The sequence below is a fragment of the Bacillus sp. JJ1474 genome (assembly GCF_036965225.1).
In the GTDB taxonomy this organism is placed as follows: Bacteria; Bacillota; Bacilli; order Bacillales; family Cytobacillaceae; genus Cytobacillus.
The window spans coordinates 1-18848 of the sequence record NZ_JBALPC010000126.1; the positions used below are offsets into that span (position 1 = coordinate 1).

The window sequence follows — 18848 nt, forward strand, 5'->3', positions numbered from 1 at the left end:
GTAGAAAAATATCGTGAAGATTTTATTGCACATTATGATAAGAACTTAGATGAATCAATTTATAAGAAAATAAGCAGTTGATAGAGTTTTTACTTAATTCCTCTATTTCTTGTCGTTCTATAACACGGTTTTTTCTTTGGTATGTTATATAATATTGTAGATAGAAAAACTCACAAGATTAATTTCCTGTGAGTTTTTGTGTTTATGAAGAGTTATTTTTATCCAAATATTCTACATAAAATAAGTTAAGTTAATACATAATTTAATGCAGCGAGTACTAGAATTCCAATGCCAATCAAACTACATAGTATAATAAATATTACAATCATAAAATAAAGCACGATGTTATAAATAATGTTCCAAACCTTGAATAAAAACATTCCAATACTAGCAAAAGGAAGTAGTTCGCCTTTTTCTTTCCATCTATATTTTTTATAATGGTAAGACTCTAACTCTTGTCCAACTAGATAGTCACGGATAAACCAATATATCTCATTATCAATAAAATTAAGTAGTTTAGTCAATAAAAATTTGTATGTTATAAATGCGATAAGAAAGTACAGTAAACCATATAGAGCTGTTTGTATAATTGAAAATTTCAATTTTAAAATGTCTTGATTTATGATGTCATCTGGGTAAAAACCTAAAATAAAGAAGCATAAAGACTTCGCAACTGTAACTGGCAGCAATATAAGCGATACGAAAAAATCTTTTAGTTCGATCCAGTCACTTTTAACCATTATACCATGATTTGAAAGGAATTTAATAATTACGGCTATTCCTAGAAAAGATATAAAAAACAGTATGTAACCTAGAGCACCTATTTCTTCATTAACTGAAGATTTTCCGTCTTGATAACCTTTTCTATATGTTTCGAAAAATTTCTTATCTATATTATTTTTCAATTTTTGCACCTCTTTTTATAAATATAGGATTATATTACCATATTGGAATAATTTTTAGGTAAGAAGTTTTAGTAAATGTTAATTAAATTAATAGATGTTGAAGGAATGTATCTTAATGTAGACTTAAAGATTTATTAAGTCCGTCAAATTAGACGGGCTTTTATTTTTGTCTAAAAACAAACTAAAACGATAGGAGACTGATAATATGAGAAGAATTGAGAAAAAAGAATTGCTTGTAGGGTTGCTTGAATTAGGACAAAGGAAAGATACAGAGACATACGGTTACATCAAGGAAGCCATTAACTATGCTGATAAATCAGTAAGATACTTGAATCTCTATATTGATGAAGATTTCAGAGAAAGTAAATTGGATTACATAATCACAAAAACTGTAAGTGTTTTCCAAGAAAGTGATAAGGATATCTTTAATGAAATAATGCTTGAAGGCTTAGTTAGAGAGGTAAATAAGACTCTAAGAGAATTGATGGAAAAGTATTAATAAAAATGATGGGAGAAGATGAGAAATGAAAAAGGACTTGAAGATATTTGAAATGGCAACGGCTTATTTTGCTTACATCTTTTTATTTACATTCTTTTTAAGCTGGATGACGAAGTGGAGCTTAATGGATGTGTTATTGATTGTGGCTCTTTTAACAGTTGTATGGAAGATAGCAGCTTTTAATTATCAAATTAAGTCAAACAATAAAACAGATGATTTTGATTTTAGAATAAAAATGCTTGAGAAGAAGATTAATGGTGTTAGAGATAGTGTCCAATTTGAGAGCAATATGCGTGTGATTGGCGATAATCTTACAAAGATTGATAATGGTTGGGCTGATATGAAACTGGTTGAATTGCAGCATGAGATTGCCGATTTAAGAAAATTAATTAAATAATATTGGAGGAGTTTGGCTGAGATGAGAAAAGAGCGAGCACTTATCTTATGTGCAATGTATAAGAATGCTGTGGAGCATGACAATTTATATAAACCTTATAATCTCGTTATAGATGTAGAGGGTGTAGGTAAGATGGATTATCAATATCTGGAAGGTAAAGGGTTAATTAATATTGAGTCAGTTAATGGTAAAGAACGTGCCTGTTTGACTACTGATGGTGTAGATGTGATTGAAAAGTATCTTGGAGGACTTTATGATAAACAGCGGTTTGAATTAAATAAAAGACTAATAAACTTTAATTCGGATAGATTTAAATGTTAAAGAGTTGTAGCTGGTGTGGAGGAATCCATGATCATAAGTATGTGTGTCCGAGCAAGCCTAAAAGGAAAAATAGTACAGATGGTTTGATGGGTGAGATTTATAAGGCTAGGACTACTAAGCGTTGGTTTAAGGTGAGGGACTATGTGAGGGAACGTGATAAATTTTTGTGTCAATTCTGTTTGAGAAATCTGTATCACACGCTACAACAATATACGTTTGATAATGTGCAGGTACATCATGTGTTGCCGATGAAGGAAGATGTGGATAGAAGTCAATGGTATGACAGTAGTAATCTGTTACTGGTATGTAAGATGCATCACGACATGTGTGAGCGTGGGGAGATTCCAAGAGAAGAACAGTTGGAGATTGTTAAAGAACAAGAAGAAAAATACAATATTTGTTAATATCCCCCCTATGTCTGATAATTCAATATGTTGAAATATGGGAAGCCACGTATCCACACACGCACACGATTTTTTCCCGAAATGAAAATTTACAGTATATAGGAGGTGAGGGAAATGGCTAGACCTAGTAAAAGTGTAAACGTAATGAGTAAAAATTTAACTAAAGAAGAAATAAGAATCAGACAAGAAACTGAAAATAAGCTTAGAGGTGATGCCAGTAATATCTCACCTCCGAAACACTTGAACTCAAGGCAAAAAAAGATATTTAATTTCATAGTTGATGAATTAGAAGCCAGTGGAATCCTTGGAAACTTGGACACTTATATCCTAAGCACATGTAGTATAGCCATTGACAGGATACAGGAAATTGAGAAGCAGATTAACAAAGATATTGAGAAACTAAATGATAAAAATTTAATGAGTGCAAAGGAGAAATACACTAAGGAGTTTTTCCGCAGCATGAATGAGCTTTCCTTGTCTCCTCAGTCACGTGCAAAGCTTGGTAATATCAATCTACAATCACAGCAGCAAGCCGAAGATCCATTGTTAAAAATATTGTCTGGTGATAATAAATGACCGTAAAAGACAGTAAGGCTTATCAATATTGTCAATGGTGTCTTGAAGAAGATAATGATTACGTTGGCATCTATGTAAAAAAGCAAGCAAAACAATGGATAGATATTGTAGATGGATATAATGACGAGGCTTATATTGATGAGGATATGTTTAACAAGGTATGCGGAATCCTTAAATTGATGGTGCATCCAGACTTAGGGTGTTCGATTTATGAGGGGATGGAGCGGTATCAGTGGTTTTTTATTGTTGCTACCCTTTGTACATTGAATAGGGAAGATGATAGTAAATTCTACGAATCCTCGACTTTACTCATCAGTAGAAAGAATTACAAAACTTTTGGAAGTGCAATAGTCTTTATCATTAGCATGTTACTTGAGCCTAAGTTTTCACGTTTTTACAGTGTTGCTCCCGATTACAAGCTATCATCTGAATTAAAAGTTGCAATCAGAAAAATTATCAAGTCCAGTCCAGCACTAGAGGATAGATTTAAAATTAAGCGGGATATGATCGAATGTAAATTAACTGACATCGAATATACCCCATTGGCTTATAGTAATGACAAGATGGATGGAAAATTAGCCCATATATATCTTGCAGATGAATGTGGAGCTATGGATGACTATCCAGTTGAATCCATGAGATCATCGCAGATTACCTTAAAGAGTAAATTAGGTATATTAATTTCCACACAGTATCCAAACGAAAACAATGTAATGATTACCGAAGTTGATTACGCTAAGCGTGTGTTAGATGGTCTAGTCGAAAACAAAAGATACTTTGCGCTACTTTATGAGCCGAATGAAGATATTAGGAAGCAGTGGGAAACGAATGACTTAGTCATCTATCAATCTAACCCCGTTGCAGTGGATAATGAAAAGGTATTTAAAGCTATTGTCGATAAAAGGACAATGGCTATTTTTTATGAGTCAAAGCGTGAAAACTATCTGTGTAAGCACAATAACATTAAGTATAAAGGCTTAAATGCAGATGGTTATGTATCAAGTGATCAAATAAAATCATGTAAGGCAGAGGAAGAATGGAATTGGACTGGTAAAGATGTGTACATAGGCGTTGACGGGGCTGAGAGCTACGACAACTCGAGTATAAGTATGCTTGGTTATGACGAAGAAACAGGAATCGTCCACTCAAAAACTTGGCAATTTGTGCAAGAAGATTATATAGACGAAAAAAGTAAACGTGAAAAGTTTGATTATCGAAAGTCAATTGCAGATGGAAATACAATAATATGTGGCGAATCCGTACTTGACTATGCACATTTTGAGCAGTTTGTAGTTGATTTACAAAAAGAATATGGTGTGAATATTGTTGGTATTGGCTATGATATTCGCAATCTGAGAAACTCTGCTCAAAAATGGGAAAGGGATCATGAGTTAACAACTGTAGAGGTAAAGCAGCATAGCAGTGTTCTGCATTCCAGTATCAAATGGCTTAAGGAATTAATACTAGATCAAAAGTTTTCGTACACAGACAATTTGGCTTATGAAAATCACTTTACAAATTGTAGGTGTGTAGATGATTCAAATCTAAATAAATACATTAATAAGAAAATTAGCGTAAAGACAGCTGGCAAAGTGGACATGGTTTTTGCAACAATCAACGCCTTGTACCTGTTGGAACAAGATGTAATAGTTAATCAAGGTGGAGGTTGGACAGTTCAAGTTCTTTAGAAGGAGGTGAGTTAATGGGATTATTTAAAGAGTGGAAAGAATTTAGGCAATATCAAAAAGAAGATAGAAGTATGTCATTTGAAGACCTATTACTCCGAGCAGGAATAACAAATGAGATGATAACAAAGGAGCAAGCATTAAATATTCCAGCCGTTGCAGCCTGCGTAGGAATAATTTCAGACACAGTGGCATCCCTGCCGATTCTTTTATATAAGGAGCTAGATGGTAAAGTAACTGAGGTCAAAGATGAGCGAGTTGCTTTGTTAAACGATGACACTAAGGATACATTAGATGGATTCCAATTTAAAAAAGCAATTGTTGAAGATTATTTGCTATCGGGTGCTGGCTATTCTTACATAAATCGTGAAAAGAACAAAATTAAAAGTTTACACTATGTAAACAAGACGAATGTATCAGTAAATATCAATGTTGATCCAATTTTTAAGAGTTACGATATTTTGGTCAATGGTGCAACTTATCAAGACTATGAGTTTTTAAAAATTACGAGAAAAACTAAGGATGGCGTTACAGGAAAAGGGATTGTTTCTGAAAACAATAAAATGCTGTCAGTTGCTTACAATTCACTCATTTTCGAAGAGGTGCTGGTAAAAACCGGAGGAAATAAAAAGGGATTTTTGAAGTCCCAAGACAAACTAAACCAAGAAGGAATAGACGCATTGAAGGTAGCGTGGAATAACCTTTATAAAAATAATACAGAAAATGTAATTGTTTTAAACAAAGGACTAGACTTTCAAGAAGCATCGAATACCTCAGTCGAAATGCAATTAAACCAACAAAAACAAACCAACTCTAATGAAATTTGCAAAATATTTAAGGTTCCACCTTCTATTTTCGAAGGAAACGCATCTGAAAATGAATACGACAACTTTATAAAAATTTGTATACAGCCAATCTTGACAGCGATTGAGACTGCATTGAACAAAGACTTACTTTTACCGAGTGAAAAGGAGTCTTTTTATTTTGCCGTTAATAGTTCTGAATTATTAAAAGGAAATATTTTGCAAAGGTATCAAGCCTACAGTGAAGCTGTTAAGGCAGGTTGGATCTCCAAGAACGAGATTAGGTATAAGGAAGATTATGAAGCTATAGAGGGATTAGATGTTGTAACAATGAGTTTAGGTGATGTAATTTACGACATTAAATCTAACAAATACTTTACTCCAAATATGGACAGTATTACGAGTTCCAAAATGTCAAATTCATTGGAGGGAGGTGAGGATGAATGAGGATAGAGATTAGAGGAGATCAGGTATTACTCGATGGTTACGTTAACACTGTTGATCGTGAAAGCAGAGTGCTCCCATCTCCAAGAGGACGATTTAAAGAGAAAATTGCTCCGAAAACATTTGAGAAAGCCTTAATGAAAGCTGAAAACGTTGACTTACTATTTAATCATAATAAAGACAGGAAACTCGGCTCGCTAACTGATGGTAATTTGCAATTGTACGAAGACAATATCGGACTAAGGGCAATTGCGACTGTCACTGATGAAGAAGTTATTCAATCGGCAAAAGAATCGAGACTTACTGGTTGGTCATTTGGATTTATTGCTAATAAAGACCGTTGGGAAGATGGCACTGATGGTATACAGAAGAGATACATAGAAGATTTGGATTTACTAGAAGTAAGTATCTTAACACAAACTCCTGCGTACCTAGCTACATCAATAGAGAGCCGTGGAGAAAAATCGTACATAACTGAACAAAGAAGTGAAGAGTTTACCGCAAATATTGAAGACAACTCTGATAAGAAAGAAGAAAAATGTGAGGAAACTCAAATAGATTACTTAAATTATGAAAAGGAAATTGAAATTTTAAAATTGAAAGGTGGAAATTTATAATGAAAAANNCACTTGTAGAGGTGCGCAATAACTTACTCGAAGAAATGGAAGGGCTTGTTAACAAATCAAAAGCAGAAACTCGTTCATTTACTGATGCAGAAAGCACACGTTTTGATGAAATTAAAGTTGAAATTGCAAAGATTGATAAGACTTTAGCAGCCGAGGAAGAAGCACGTTCTTTTGAAAAGAAAGAGACGAAGAAAGAGAAAGAAGAGCGTAGTGTTGATGAAATCATTAATGAGGAGTTAAGGGGCATTTTTGAAAAACGTGCAGCGATGAATACCACTGTTAATAAAGAAGGTGGTGCTGTCGTTAATTCTGAACTTGTGAAAGAGATTATTAAGGAGTTAAAAGACCGTTCTGACGTTTACAACTTCTTTAATAGCACAACTATTCAAGGTGAGATGAAAATCCCTAAGAAAACTAAGTCAGGTGCAGCTGAATGGGTAGACGAGCAACCTTCTACAGACCCTGCAGCAACAATCCCTAATTTAGAGTTAATTGAGTTGGGTCAAAATCGCCTATATAGGGAATCAGCAATTACTCAACAAATGCTTAATACGGAAGAGTTAGACCTTAAAGCGTTCATTATCGATGACATCACCGAAACGATGGTTGATTCGATTGAGAACGCTATTTTTAATGGAACTGGCACTAAACAACCTACTGGCATCATCAGTGGAATTACTAAGAAAATCAATTTAACTACTAGAGGTGCGATTTCTTTCGAAGACCTTAAAAAGTGTAAAGCTAAATTGAAAAAAGCAGCATGGGGTACAGCTAAATGGTTCCTTCACTCAGATACATTATTAGAGCTAGACCTCCTGAAAGATGGTCAAGGTAGACCATTATTACAACCTGATTTAACGCAAGGAACAGGTTATGTTCTTTTAGGTATTCCTGTAGAAGTTACTGACGCTATGCCTACTTTAGAAGATACAGGTGCAAAATGTGTAATCGTGTTGGCTACTCCAAATGCATATCACACAAATACACAAAAATCTATGGCTATGTATGTGTATGATGATTCAGCATTTAAAAGACGTGGACTCGTTGGTTATGCAGCTGACCTTTATATGGATGGAAAGACTAAGAACGATGACCAACTTGCTGGGATTTTTAACAAGGGAGCTTAAACAGGGGGATTTTCCCCTGTTTTTTATTGAGGTGAAGTCAGATGAAAATTAGTGAGGTCACCATACAGGATTTAAAAGAATACGCTCGTGAATATAACGATGATCCAGTAACAAATAGAACATTTGAAACAATTCTAACTGCTGTGAAATCTTATATTCAAGGCTATACAGGACTGTCTGTTGAACAAATGGACACTAAAGAAGATTTAGTTATTGCTATGAAGGTTCTTTCTAATGAAATGTATGATAACCGCACCTTTACGGTTGAAAATGACAAAGTGAATACTGTGATTAAATCAATCTTAGACATGCACTCTGTCAACTTATTGTAGGGGTGTATTTTTTATGACTAGATTTAGAGTTAATCCAAGTGAATTTAGACACATGATTACATTTCAAAGAAAAATTGGCAAGCAGAATGATTATGGTGAGGAAATTACTGAATGGGTTGATGTTATCAGGGTAAGTGCAGGTATTTATCCGATGAGCGGTAGAGAGTTTTTTGCAGCTGAAACAGTTAGTAGTGAGGTTACCCATAAGATAAATATGCGTTATATCTCAGGTATTACCCCTGACATGCGTATCAAATTTGGTGAACGTATTTTTCAATTAACTTCACCACCTATTAATTTCCAAGAGAGAAATGCAATGCTCCAGTTGAGGTGCAAGGAGTTGATACATAGTGTCTAAATTTAAAATTGAGGGCATGAAGGAACTTCAAAAAAGTATTAAAAAACTTGGAGAAGTTCCTCAGAAAGTGGTAACACCAGCTGCACGAAAAGGAATGAATGTAGCATTAAAGGCAGCAAAAAAAGGTGGATGGGTAGATCAAACTGGACAAATGCGTAAAGGTATGAAGCTTGTTGGTGAAAGATCAAAGCATAAGGGGAAAAAAGTATATCAGGTAGTCTTTGATAGAGCCAAAAATGATGTTTTTCAAAAGAAAAATGCAGAAGGAGAAGTAACAGGATATTATCCTGCTTCTCAAGAGTATGGATTTTATACAAAAGACGGTCGATATATACCAGGCTTTCACTTTTTAGAAAATTCATTAGAAGAAAACAGCGGGACAATTGAAAAAACAATTGTGGATGAGATGAGTAAGCAAATTGATAAGGTTCTAGAGGGGTGAGTGTTCATTGGAAAAAGCATTGCGCTATGAGTTTAATAAGATAGTTGAAATCAAAGATAATATCTACCCAACCAATGCGCCCAAAGGAAAAAAGGCTCCATATTTAGTTTACTTATCCAATCGCTCGCCATTAAAGGACTTAGATGGAACTAAAAGTAATATAGATGGTGAAATCCTGCTAAATATATTGTGTGAAAGTTATTTTGAAATGAAAGATTTATCCTCAAAAGTGGAACGGTTGCTGAAGACATTTCCATTAAGAAGGATTGGCGACAACAGAATATATATTGATGATTTAACTATTGAAACTATTTCAGAAACGTATGAAAGTGAATTATCTCTATACAGAGGAATTATAACTTTTAAATTAAATTATATGGAGGAATGACGAATGGCTACAAGAGGGCTAGGTACTGTCTTAAAAATGGCAACGAAAAAGGTTGCTGGCTTAACACAAATTGGCGGTCTTGATTTATCTGCGGATACTATCGATGTAACTACATTGGATAGTGAAGGGGGATATAAAGAATTTATCGGTGGTTTTAAGGATGCTGGGGAAGTATCTTTAAGTGGTTTCTTTGATTTATCCACAGATAGTGGGCAAAAAGATTTATATGATGCTTTTGAGTCAGGCAACACAAGTGACTTTAGCATAGAATTTCCACAAGGAATTAATGCAAAATGGACTTTCAAAGGTGTTGTGACTGGATTCAAAACTGATACAGGAACCGATGATCCAGTAAGTTTCGAAGCTACTATAAAAGTTAGTGGCAAACCGACATTGGATATGATTTCAGCAGGCTAGGGTTCAATCCCTAGCTTTTTTATTGTTTAAAACTAAGGAGGAAAAAAATGTACACACCAATTGAATTAGATAAAACGCGAAATTTAAGGTATGGAATGTTAGCTATTTCAAAAATTGAAAAAAAGTTTAAAAAAACTATCTCGAAAATTGACTTTGAGGATTTGAGTATGGAAGATACAGCGACTATTATTTGGGCTGGTTTGGTTCATGAGGATAGTAAATTAACACCTGAAAAGGTCATGCAACTAGTAGATGATCATTCCAATATAAAAGATGTGGTTGAAACCATGGGTAAAGCATTTCAGGATTCCATGGGTGGAGGAATCGAAGAAGAAAAAAACTAAATGAGGGTGGCAGTGAATTTTCTATTGTGAATGCATTAGAAACTGCTACCCTCATTGGCATTTCACCATTAAATTTTTGGGATTTGACCCCTTTTGAATTTAATTTAATGGTGAAATCGTACTCTTCTAAAATGGAAGCTGACCATCATGAAAAAATTACCCTCACTTATGTGAATGCATTATGGACTGCTCAATGGATGGCTGGGAAAAGCAGACCACCTTCTTTAGATAAATTATTAAACACTGATATATCTAAAAAGGAAATGTCAGATGAACAAATGCTTGAAAGAGTCAAACAGCTAAATGCCATATTTGGCGGGGAGGTGAGGACTATTGGCAGTTAAAAACCTCTTAATCCGTGGTGGTGCTGATTTCTCTGGCATCAAACGGGAAATGGAAAAAACCCAGAAAACAATATCAAGTTTTCAAAGTAATATTTCCAAATCGTTTACTAAAATCGGTGGAATACTTGCAGGGGCATTTGCGGTAAAGAGCATTGTTGATTATGGGAAAGAAGCTGTAAAAACTTATAACTCTGTAAGTGTAGAAGTTGCTAGGGTAGCGCAAGTCATGAGGAATACCATGGATGCTACGGATGCCCAAATTGAGAGTATTAAGCGACTTACACAAGCTCAAGAGGGAATAGGTGTAGTCGCATGGGACACTCAAATGGCTGGTGCGCAAGAATTAGGAACTTACCTTTCTAATGTTGAATCACTTAAAACACTAATACCGACTTTGAATGACATGCTTGCTCAACAATACGGAGTAGATGCTACTGCGGAACAAGCAGCTAATATCGGAATGATGATCGGTAAAGTAATGGACGGTCAATTGGGTGCGTTAAGACGTTACGGGTATTCATGGGACGAAGCGCAAGAGAAAGTATTGGAGTTTGGTAATGAGTTAGAACGTGCCAACATGCTTGCAGAAGTAATCGGGCAATCAGTTGGCGGTATGAATGCTGAATTGGCAAAAACCCCCGCTGGTCAACTTAAGCAATTGGAGTTTACCTTTGCTGGAATAAGAGAGCAAATAGGAAAAGGTCTAACTCCTGTTATTGCAAGGGTTCTACCTTATGTACAAAAGTTGGCAAATTGGTTATCAAGAGTAGCAGGTTATTTTAGTGCCTTTATGCAAGCCTTTTTTGGTGTTGTTGCACCACAAAAACAAGTTAATACATCAATAGGTGGTGCAGCTGATGCACAAGAGGCTTATGGTGATGCTGCAGAGGGAGCTGGTAAAAAGGCGAAAAAAGCCGCAAAAGAAGCAAAGGGCGCAATTGCAGGTTTTGATGAAATAAACTCACTCGCTGAGGCAGCATCTGCTGCAGGTGATGGTGGTGGAGTAGGATCAGGAGGCATTGGAGGGGATGACTTCGAAATCCCTAATTTTGATGTGCCGGATATTGACACAGAATCCATTCCTGCAAAAATTCAAGAAATGGCTGATAGAATTAAAGCTATTTTTGCCAATATTGGTGACGGAGCTAAGGGAATTGGCTCAAAATTTAAGGATGCTTTTAGTGGAATTAGACCTGCAATGCAACCTTTATTTGACGCAGTTTCGCCTATTAAACAATCACTTGGAGAAATTGGAAAAACGTTTATTAGGTTGTTAGATGATTTTTTAAAACCAGCTGCAAGTTATCTACTATTTGATTTCATACCAAGCATTGTAACTGGGTTTGTTAAAGATTTTGCACCAGTAATTGCGGATGTGGCAGTTTGGAGTATGGATTTATTTTCTCGCACTTTTAAAAATGTAACGGACGAATTAACAAGTTTGTGGAAGAGTACATGGTTACCTTCGCTTGAGCGAATAAAGGTGGCATGGATTGAAAGCAATTCATCGATAGCAAAATCACTACAAACATTGTTAGATGGGACTATTAAGCCATTAGTGGATTATCTACTAAATAGATTTATTATTCCAATCTCAAAGAAACTCAATGAAGTATTAGTGCCGATATTCACTGATATTCTTGTAACTGCTTTGAAAATTTTTGCCGACACATTTAAATGGGCAGCTAATCTAATAAACAGTATTTATAAAACATTGATTGAACCTGTTTTTGAATTAATCAAAAAGATTGTATTAGACACATTGGACATTGTTGCTGATCTATGGGAAAAGTACGGCAAAAGAATACTTGATAATATTACAGAGTTGTTTGATGGTATTAGAAATAAATTCCAATTATTATGGGACGATATTTTAAAACCAATCATAACTCCTTTCCTTGAAATGCTCTCATGGTTGTGGGAGAAGCATTTAAAAGGTCTCGTCAAAGAAGTCGGAGCATTTGTCCTAAGAATTATCGATGCCGCTTTGGATATATTAAATAAGTTTATCCTTCCGATCGTCAATTATCTCATAAAAGATTTGGCTCCTGCTTTCAGAACAACATTTACATTTATAGCTGACATTGTCGGAACAGCTGTAGCATTAATTTCAGATATAATAAAAGGTCTATTAAAAGTTCTAGGTGGTCTAATAGACTTCATTGTTGGCGTGTTTACAGGTAATTGGATGAAGGCTTGGGAAGGTATAAGAGATATATTTAAGGGAATCGTTACAATGATTTCTGGTATTTTTAAAGGTGTGTTAAATGTAACTATAGATGTTATTAATGCAGCAATAGGGCTTGTTATTGGATCAATTAATAGAATGATTCAAGGGTCGATTGATTTAATTAGAGGAGTTCCGGGATTAAAAATTGATATTGCACCAATCAAAGTACCGAGAATACCAAAACTTGCTCGTGGTGGAATTGTAGATGGTGCAACTAACTTCGGAAACTACATTGCTGGTGAAGCGGGAGCGGAAATGATAGTGCCACTTGAAAATACATCATTTGTTAATAAATTGGCAAGTGCTCTTGGTTCTGCAGTAACAAATGCAATGTCAAGTAGTCAATCAGAAAACTCTATTAACGACATTGTTATCATGCTAAACGAAGTGGAACTTGGTAGAGCATCGGCAAAAGGGATAAATAAGGCTCAAAGAATATCTGGAAAATTATTATTAAATATATAAGGAGGAGTTTGAGTGTTAGAAATTAATAATATTCCTATCCCAACTCCTTCGTCTTTTCAAGTTGGGATTATGGATTTAAGTAAGGCAGAAAGAAATGCGCAAGGAGATATGTTGATCGATAGAATCGCAACAAAACGGAAAATTGAACTAAATTGGAAGTTTTTGGGTGCTAATGAATTATCGAAGATTTTACAACTTATTAATAGTGTTTATTTTTTCGTTAAGTATCCAGATCCCATGACAGGACGATTAGAAATGAAAACTTTCTATGTTGGTGACAGGAATATCCCTATGTTCTCTTATCGAAATGGAAAGCCTGTGTGGAACGATATTAAGTTTAATTTTATTGAAAAGTAGGTGGTATGGATGAATGATGCTTCCGATTTATTTAAAAAAGCGATATCACAGCAAAATCGAGAGCTTAGAATACGGGCTACTATTGAAAGTAAGGAATACAGTGACACAGAAATTCAATCTTGTAACATAGAGGAAAGTATTCTTACTGGCGAAAATTTTAAGTTTGGAAGCTCAACTGCTGCTACGTTTGACCTTACGTTGTTGAATATGGACGAAAGCTTATCCGCTAAAAGTTTTGAGGGTAAAGAAGTACACATTGAAATAGGCGCTAAGTTAGATAAGTTTAAGAAACCCTTCGAATTCGTTTCGATGGGTTCTTTTTTGATTGAATCAGCATCGAAAGAGAACAGGATTATCAAGTTGTCTGGATTCGATAGAATGATTTTGTTTGAAAAACCATACGTGACCAAGCTAACCTACCCAGCAACATTAAAACAAATACTTATAGAAATTTGTACACTGGCAGGTGTGCCATTAGAAACCACAACATTCATTAATGATGATTATGTAGTTCGGAATAAGCCTGATTTAGAAAGTATTACGTTACGTTTGGCTTTGGAATATATATCTGAATTAGCGTGTGGATTTGCCCGTATAAATCGCAATGACAAACTTGAAATCGCAACGCTTGTAGATACTCATTTAACAATTGATAGGTCTAATTATTACTCCATGAAATTGAGTGAGTATGAATATAGACCAATCAATTATGTGGTTATAAACAACGAAGGCATTATAGAAGACATAGGTCAAGGTGAAAATATTCTTGAAATAAAGAACAATATTTTCACCTTTAATCCTAACGAACAACTTCTGAAGAATATTTATAACCGTGTTAAAAATTTGAAATTTAAGCCATTTAGCACAACATGGCAAGGAAATGTATTAACTTCGCCGGGCGATATTATCGATGTAAGTTATAGAAATGGCGAAAAATATAAAAGTTTTATAGCTCGTCAGAAATTTACTTTTGATAACGGTCTAAAATGCGATATTACTACCAATACCAAGACACAAATGCAAATTGATTACGAAACAAAGGGAACTGTAACGGCTGAATTAGGTAAGGTTAGGTCAACGATAAAAAACTTAGGAGATAGTGTCAAACTAGAAGTTGATAGGTTAGATGAATCGATTGGTACTCTAGAAATAAAAGCTGACGGAATCGATCTAAGTGTGAACAATCGAATAACCAATGAAATGGCTGCTATTAATTTGAGGGCTGATAATATTTCTTTATCTGTGAGTGGGTTAGGTACTCGGATGGGTCAAGCTGAATCTTCAATCAACATACAGGCTGGGCAGATTCAATCGAAGGTTAGTGCGTCAGATTATAATGGGCAGACTATTACATCTTTAATTACCCAAACACCAACAGCTATAAGCTTACTTGCGCAAAATCTTAATTTACAGGGACTAGTAACCTTTACAAACTTAAATACTGCTGGAAGTGCCATAATCGATGGTGGTAACATCTATGGTTCATCTTTTGTTGTAGGACGTGGAACAGGATCAACATTAACTATGACTGCTATCAATGGTTCCCACTCCTTACATTCTAATGATGCTAATGGATTCAGAATGAGTAGTAATGGATCAATTTCCCTTGCTGCTAATGGTGGATATGGAGTCTATGCAACAGGTGCTCCTTTAGTTGCTCAATCAGGTTTTCGTGTGGATGGTGGAACATCACAACTAAATACAAACGTTACAGTGAATGCAACTTTGAATGCATCTACCTTACAGCAGGGTGGTTATCCTGTTGCAACACAATTATGGGTATCAAACTTAATGAGTGGCTTAGCTACTGTGTCCTATGTAAACGATCAATTAAGACTAAAAGAAAGTCAGATTGTTTCTTGGGCGAATGATAAATTTGTATGGAAATAATAATTTAGGAGGAGTCAAAATGAGAATCACATTTAATATAGCAAATGGAATTCAGGTAAATCAATTGACTGCGGATATTCCTGATTTTAATTCAGAGGAATTTGCAAAGAAGTTAAACAATCCACAAACGCAATTCGTTTCAGTTGGAAACAGTGGGTTTACTAAACAAAGCTTGATCAGTTGGAATGAAGTAACGGTTGAAGCACAGAATGATTAAAGAAAATGTTCAAATAAGGAGGGCGAAAAATGAGACGTTATAACATAGTGTCCGACTTAGTACTAGTTAAACCGATTGAACCGATTGTTTATAAACAGTTCGACAACGGGGATAACCTTGAAGTAGAACTCTATCAAGATAATGAAAAAGTTAACCTTGAAAATGAGACTGTACTTGCATTTTTTCAACTAGAAGATGAAAACAAGACTGTTATTCAAAAAACATGTTCTATTAAAAATGGAAACGCTATTGCCACTTTAGATAACAATATATTGAGTGTAAGTGGGAATGTGAAGGTTGAATTTACAATATACGATGGCGAAAAAGAAACCACTACTAGAACTATTTTAATAACTGTCGAGTCAAGTATTAATAGAAACGAAGCAATTGAAACTGTACCTCAGTGGGATATAGTTAGCCAAATTATTGTAGATGGTCAGGACATAATCAACGGAGCCGAATTAGCTACTATAAGAGCAAATGAAGCTGCTGATACAGCTAATCAGACCGTATCAGTATTACATGAAGTAACACAAGCAGCTCAAACTGCCACATCTAGTGCAAATTTAGCTACAACTAATGCTAATAATTCAGCCACGGAGGCTAATACTCAAGCACAATACGCAAAGACTCAGGGAGACTATGCGAAAGATAAAGGTGACTATGCAGCTACAAGAGGAGACATAGCTCTCTCTAATGCTACGGAAGCTTTTATTGCAACTAGCGATGCAAAAGCAACAACCACTAAGATGAATACATTAATAAATAATACAAAGAGCTTTGGTGAGTATGATCCTCTGGTAACTTATTACTCTAATAATTTCGTACTATATCAAGGATCAAGTTACATTTGTAAAAAAGAGTCAATGGGTAATCTTCCGACAAATGAAGTGTACTTTCAATTGGTAGCTCAAAGGGGTATAGATGGATCTGGGGCAGTTTCTAAGGTAAACGGTAAATCTCCAGATTTAGATGGAAACGTACAAATTACTAACATAGCCTCAGCAGATGATGCTAGTAAGCTAGGTGGAAACTTACCTTCTCATTATGCAACAGCACAATCCGTAACTGATGTTGACGATAAAATTGGGGTTTTACAAGGAAACATAAATAGTCATTTTAATGATTACATGCCACACGATAGCGACTTATCATCCTACGCATCCAATCCAGATGTAAACGGAGTCTATACAGTAGTTGATTTTAAGCGCCCAGATAATACACTTCATCTAAAATCAACATTATCTAATCCAGATGGAGATGGAAACTATCAAACTGTCACATGGCAATTTTATGAAGCGAATGGAATGACCCCTGCCTTATTAGCTACATGGACAATCAATTATGACGCTGAAGGAAACATTATTAATAAGGTGGTGATTTAATGAACATTGATTATGTATTATCCGCACATGGTCTGTTTAAGCGAGGCAGTGGAAAATTAACCTATGAAAGTGTTACAAATTTAACTTCTAAGCCAATTGAAAATGGTACAAAAATTAAAGTGGATTGGACGAATCCAAGCATAGCTGAATATGTCAAAACAGAATTATTTGTCAGTACAATAGACTTATCGAATTTAGATTATGATCAAACGTCTGCTGTTTCTGCAAAAGTAATTGATGGTACTTTACAAACGTATCAACATCCTGCAACCATTGGACAAACCTATTATTTCAAAGCTTTCGTCACGTATTTTACATTTGGTCAGAATGTAGTTTCAAAAGGAGTAACAACGTTTATTACTGCAACTGATAAAACACCGCCTGCACCAATCACTAGTTTTGTAGCAAACGGTGATGATCAATCCGCAAAGTTATCTTGGGTCAATCCAATTGATACGGATTTTAATAAAGTGAAAATAGTATATAAGACTGGTGGTTATCCATCTTCTCACACAGACGGAACAGTAGGTTATGAGGGGTCTGCAACTTCAGTAACTATTACTGGATTGACAAACGATATTGAATACTTCATTCGTGGCTTTACCTTCGATAATCAGATGAATATTAATAATGATATTTCACAGCAAATATCTGTAAAACCAGAAAGTGTGAAAATATATGGTGTAAAGATTGATAAAAATAACTCTAATCCACTTACAGCAGTAACTTACATTGATAATGCCATCGGGATGATCGGTGGATCAAATGAGTGGGATAGTGTTTATCCATATAATCAAATTAGACCAGTTTTGTTTAAAGATGGAGTAGTGGTTGGAGAATTACAGAAAAATGACTTTAGTAAATTCTTGGACGGAACAACTGCTGATATTACAAGTGGAAACGATGGAGATGTGATGATTGAATTCCCTAAGATATGGTGGAAATTCGAAACAATTGGAACAGATTTGTATGTTAAATATGCCACTAAGCAAATTGACTCAACTTGGAAATGTTTAGCGCATGCAAAAGGAATAACTGAAAAAGAAAAAATGTACATTGGTGCATATTTAGGTAACGAATTAGCCTCTAAACTTCGTTCACTAAGTGGTAAAACTCCAACTTTAAATAAAACTATTGGTGCATTTCGAACTTCAGCGCAAGCAAATGGAGCAGGATATCAACAAGTTGGTTATTTTCAATTATTAATGTTGCAAATACTTTATCTCATAAAATACAAATCATTAGACTCTCAAACTGCATTGGGAAGAGGATTTGTTGACGGAAATGCTGCAATTACTAATACTGGCGGAACAAATTCAAAAGGAATGTACTTTGGTGAAGCAACAGGAAAACAACAAATGAAATTTGCGGGAATTGAAGATTTTTGGGGCAACTGTTACTACTGGATTGAAGGATTTTTTAATAATGCCAGTAGAAATATATTAATAGGAAATCAGAATTTTAACGATACAGGAAATGGATATACAAATTACGGACAAGGATCAACCGCTAACTTAAATGGATTTATAAATGAAGTCCAAGGTAGTACAGAAACAGGTTTTATTCCTAAATCTGTAATAGGTTCAGCAACAACTTATTATTGTGACGAAGCACGTTTAAATCCAACTTGCTTTCCTATTTTCGGTGGATATTGGGTGAGTTCTGACAGTGCTGGTGCTTATCAATTATTTGCGATTTATACTGCAACGGAAACATTTTCAAGGGTAGCTGCCCGTCTCTGCTATGTCTAATATTAAGGAGAGTGATACAAATTGAAAGTCAGAGGCACTCAACAAACTGTAAAACCAATCGAAGTCAATGTTGATACTGTATATGTTCGCTCCAATATTAGTCGAATCGAAACAGAGAATTTTACTGGATGGGAATATGAT

General features: G+C 35.0%; 23 protein-coding genes. 22 read left to right on the top strand and 1 reads right to left on the bottom strand.

Going from position 1 to position 18848, the window contains the following annotated elements:
* Positions 1-245 precede the first annotated feature (245 nt).
* Positions 246-905 carry a hypothetical protein gene (locus tag V7164_RS16005; RefSeq protein WP_335354567.1) on the bottom strand — a complete coding sequence of 220 codons (660 nt, stop codon included), beginning with the start codon at positions 903-905 and terminating at the stop codon, positions 246-248.
* 205 nt (positions 906-1110) lie between these two features.
* Between V7164_RS16005 and V7164_RS16010 the strand changes: the two genes are divergently transcribed.
* The 22 genes from V7164_RS16010 to V7164_RS16115 all read left to right on the top strand — a co-directional run bounded on the left by V7164_RS16010 (position 1111) and on the right by V7164_RS16115 (position 18707).
* Positions 1111-1404: a hypothetical protein gene (locus V7164_RS16010; RefSeq protein ID WP_335354568.1), complete on the top strand. Its 294-nt coding sequence runs from the start codon at positions 1111-1113 to the stop codon at positions 1402-1404.
* 25 nt (positions 1405-1429) lie between these two features.
* Positions 1430-1801 carry a hypothetical protein gene (locus tag V7164_RS16015; protein WP_335354569.1) on the top strand — a complete coding sequence of 124 codons (372 nt, stop codon included), beginning with the start codon at positions 1430-1432 and terminating at the stop codon, positions 1799-1801.
* Between the two features lie 21 nt (positions 1802-1822).
* A complete protein-coding gene (locus tag V7164_RS16020) occupies positions 1823-2122 on the top strand; it encodes a hypothetical protein (protein WP_335354570.1) in 300 nt (99 codons plus the stop codon).
* A gap of 143 nt (positions 2123-2265) precedes the next feature.
* Positions 2266-2526 (top strand): hypothetical protein, encoded by a 261-nt coding sequence (locus tag V7164_RS16025; RefSeq protein ID WP_335354571.1) that lies wholly within the window; start codon positions 2266-2268, stop codon positions 2524-2526.
* Between the two features lie 114 nt (positions 2527-2640).
* Positions 2641-3102, top strand: a complete 462-nt coding sequence (locus V7164_RS16030; protein ID WP_335354572.1) for a P27 family phage terminase small subunit — start codon at positions 2641-2643, stop codon at positions 3100-3102.
* The gene (locus V7164_RS16035; RefSeq protein ID WP_335354573.1) at positions 3099-4790 is read left to right on the top strand and encodes a terminase TerL endonuclease subunit; all 1692 of its coding nucleotides are present in this window, start codon (positions 3099-3101) and stop codon (positions 4788-4790) included. The genes V7164_RS16030 and V7164_RS16035 overlap by 4 nt, the downstream gene beginning before the upstream one ends.
* A gap of 14 nt (positions 4791-4804) precedes the next feature.
* Positions 4805-6037: a phage portal protein gene (locus tag V7164_RS16040; RefSeq protein ID WP_335354574.1), complete on the top strand. Its 1233-nt coding sequence runs from the start codon at positions 4805-4807 to the stop codon at positions 6035-6037.
* The gene (locus tag V7164_RS16045) at positions 6034-6651 is read left to right on the top strand and encodes an HK97 family phage prohead protease (RefSeq protein WP_335354575.1); all 618 of its coding nucleotides are present in this window, start codon (positions 6034-6036) and stop codon (positions 6649-6651) included. Before V7164_RS16040 ends, V7164_RS16045 begins: the two co-directional genes overlap by 4 nt.
* Positions 6651-7787, top strand: a complete 1137-nt coding sequence (locus V7164_RS16050) for a phage major capsid protein (RefSeq protein ID WP_335354576.1) — start codon at positions 6651-6653, stop codon at positions 7785-7787. Before V7164_RS16045 ends, V7164_RS16050 begins: the two co-directional genes overlap by 1 nt.
* A 41-nt stretch (positions 7788-7828) precedes the next feature.
* On the top strand, positions 7829-8119 hold the full coding sequence (locus V7164_RS16055; protein ID WP_335354577.1) for a head-tail connector protein: 291 nt from the start codon (positions 7829-7831) through the stop codon (positions 8117-8119).
* A gap of 13 nt (positions 8120-8132) precedes the next feature.
* Positions 8133-8477 carry a phage head closure protein gene (locus tag V7164_RS16060; protein ID WP_335354578.1) on the top strand — a complete coding sequence of 115 codons (345 nt, stop codon included), beginning with the start codon at positions 8133-8135 and terminating at the stop codon, positions 8475-8477.
* Complete coding sequence (locus tag V7164_RS16065) at positions 8470-8919, top strand: HK97 gp10 family phage protein (protein ID WP_335354579.1); 450 nt, start codon at positions 8470-8472, stop codon at positions 8917-8919. The genes V7164_RS16060 and V7164_RS16065 overlap by 8 nt, the downstream gene beginning before the upstream one ends.
* A gap of 7 nt (positions 8920-8926) precedes the next feature.
* On the top strand, positions 8927-9307 hold the full coding sequence (locus V7164_RS16070; protein ID WP_335354580.1) for a hypothetical protein: 381 nt from the start codon (positions 8927-8929) through the stop codon (positions 9305-9307).
* 3 nt (positions 9308-9310) lie between these two features.
* Positions 9311-9724, top strand: coding sequence for a phage tail tube protein (locus V7164_RS16075; protein WP_335354581.1), 414 nt, complete (start codon positions 9311-9313; stop codon positions 9722-9724).
* A 47-nt stretch (positions 9725-9771) separates the two neighbouring features.
* Positions 9772-10068, top strand: coding sequence for a hypothetical protein (locus V7164_RS16080; RefSeq protein ID WP_335354582.1), 297 nt, complete (start codon positions 9772-9774; stop codon positions 10066-10068).
* A 26-nt stretch (positions 10069-10094) separates the two neighbouring features.
* Complete coding sequence (locus V7164_RS16085) at positions 10095-10412, top strand: hypothetical protein (RefSeq protein ID WP_335354583.1); 318 nt, start codon at positions 10095-10097, stop codon at positions 10410-10412.
* The gene (locus V7164_RS16090; protein WP_335354584.1) at positions 10402-13107 is read left to right on the top strand and encodes a phage tail protein; all 2706 of its coding nucleotides are present in this window, start codon (positions 10402-10404) and stop codon (positions 13105-13107) included. Before V7164_RS16085 ends, V7164_RS16090 begins: the two co-directional genes overlap by 11 nt.
* Positions 13108-13119: 12 nt before the next feature.
* The gene (locus V7164_RS16095) at positions 13120-13464 is read left to right on the top strand and encodes a DUF6711 family protein (protein ID WP_335354585.1); all 345 of its coding nucleotides are present in this window, start codon (positions 13120-13122) and stop codon (positions 13462-13464) included.
* 9 nt (positions 13465-13473) lie between these two features.
* Positions 13474-15354: a hypothetical protein gene (locus tag V7164_RS16100; RefSeq protein ID WP_335354586.1), complete on the top strand. Its 1881-nt coding sequence runs from the start codon at positions 13474-13476 to the stop codon at positions 15352-15354.
* Positions 15355-15373: 19 nt separating this feature from the next.
* Positions 15374-15571 carry a hypothetical protein gene (locus V7164_RS16105; protein ID WP_335354587.1) on the top strand — a complete coding sequence of 66 codons (198 nt, stop codon included), beginning with the start codon at positions 15374-15376 and terminating at the stop codon, positions 15569-15571.
* Between the two features lie 29 nt (positions 15572-15600).
* Entirely contained in the window at positions 15601-16956 is a 1356-nt protein-coding gene (locus V7164_RS16110; protein ID WP_335354588.1) for a BppU family phage baseplate upper protein, read from the top strand.
* Entirely contained in the window at positions 16956-18707 is a 1752-nt protein-coding gene (locus tag V7164_RS16115; RefSeq protein ID WP_335354589.1) for a fibronectin type III domain-containing protein, read from the top strand. Before V7164_RS16110 ends, V7164_RS16115 begins: the two co-directional genes overlap by 1 nt.
* Positions 18708-18848: the final 141 nt, after the last annotated feature.

What these genes read in the sequence shown, in the direction of transcription:
- V7164_RS16080 (WP_335354582.1), top strand. Translation starts at nt 9,772, where the DNA reads ATGTACACACCAATTGAATTAGATAAAACGCGAAATTTAAGGTATGGA.
- V7164_RS16100 (WP_335354586.1), top strand. Translation starts at nt 13,474, where the DNA reads ATGAATGATGCTTCCGATTTATTTAAAAAAGCGATATCACAGCAAAAT.
- V7164_RS16010 (WP_335354568.1), top strand. Translation starts at nt 1,111, where the DNA reads ATGAGAAGAATTGAGAAAAAAGAATTGCTTGTAGGGTTGCTTGAATTA.
- V7164_RS16105 (WP_335354587.1), top strand. Translation starts at nt 15,374, where the DNA reads ATGAGAATCACATTTAATATAGCAAATGGAATTCAGGTAAATCAATTG.
- V7164_RS16055 (WP_335354577.1), top strand. Translation starts at nt 7,829, where the DNA reads ATGAAAATTAGTGAGGTCACCATACAGGATTTAAAAGAATACGCTCGT.
- V7164_RS16045 (WP_335354575.1), top strand. Translation starts at nt 6,034, where the DNA reads ATGAGGATAGAGATTAGAGGAGATCAGGTATTACTCGATGGTTACGTT.
- V7164_RS16040 (WP_335354574.1), top strand. Translation starts at nt 4,805, where the DNA reads ATGGGATTATTTAAAGAGTGGAAAGAATTTAGGCAATATCAAAAAGAA.
- V7164_RS16030 (WP_335354572.1), top strand. Translation starts at nt 2,641, where the DNA reads ATGGCTAGACCTAGTAAAAGTGTAAACGTAATGAGTAAAAATTTAACT.
- V7164_RS16020 (WP_335354570.1), top strand. Translation starts at nt 1,823, where the DNA reads ATGAGAAAAGAGCGAGCACTTATCTTATGTGCAATGTATAAGAATGCT.
- V7164_RS16075 (WP_335354581.1), top strand. Translation starts at nt 9,311, where the DNA reads ATGGCTACAAGAGGGCTAGGTACTGTCTTAAAAATGGCAACGAAAAAG.
- V7164_RS16060 (WP_335354578.1), top strand. Translation starts at nt 8,133, where the DNA reads ATGACTAGATTTAGAGTTAATCCAAGTGAATTTAGACACATGATTACA.
- V7164_RS16015 (WP_335354569.1), top strand. Translation starts at nt 1,430, where the DNA reads ATGAAAAAGGACTTGAAGATATTTGAAATGGCAACGGCTTATTTTGCT.
- V7164_RS16115 (WP_335354589.1), top strand. Translation starts at nt 16,956, where the DNA reads ATGAACATTGATTATGTATTATCCGCACATGGTCTGTTTAAGCGAGGC.
- V7164_RS16035 (WP_335354573.1), top strand. Translation starts at nt 3,099, where the DNA reads ATGACCGTAAAAGACAGTAAGGCTTATCAATATTGTCAATGGTGTCTT.
- V7164_RS16110 (WP_335354588.1), top strand. Translation starts at nt 15,601, where the DNA reads ATGAGACGTTATAACATAGTGTCCGACTTAGTACTAGTTAAACCGATT.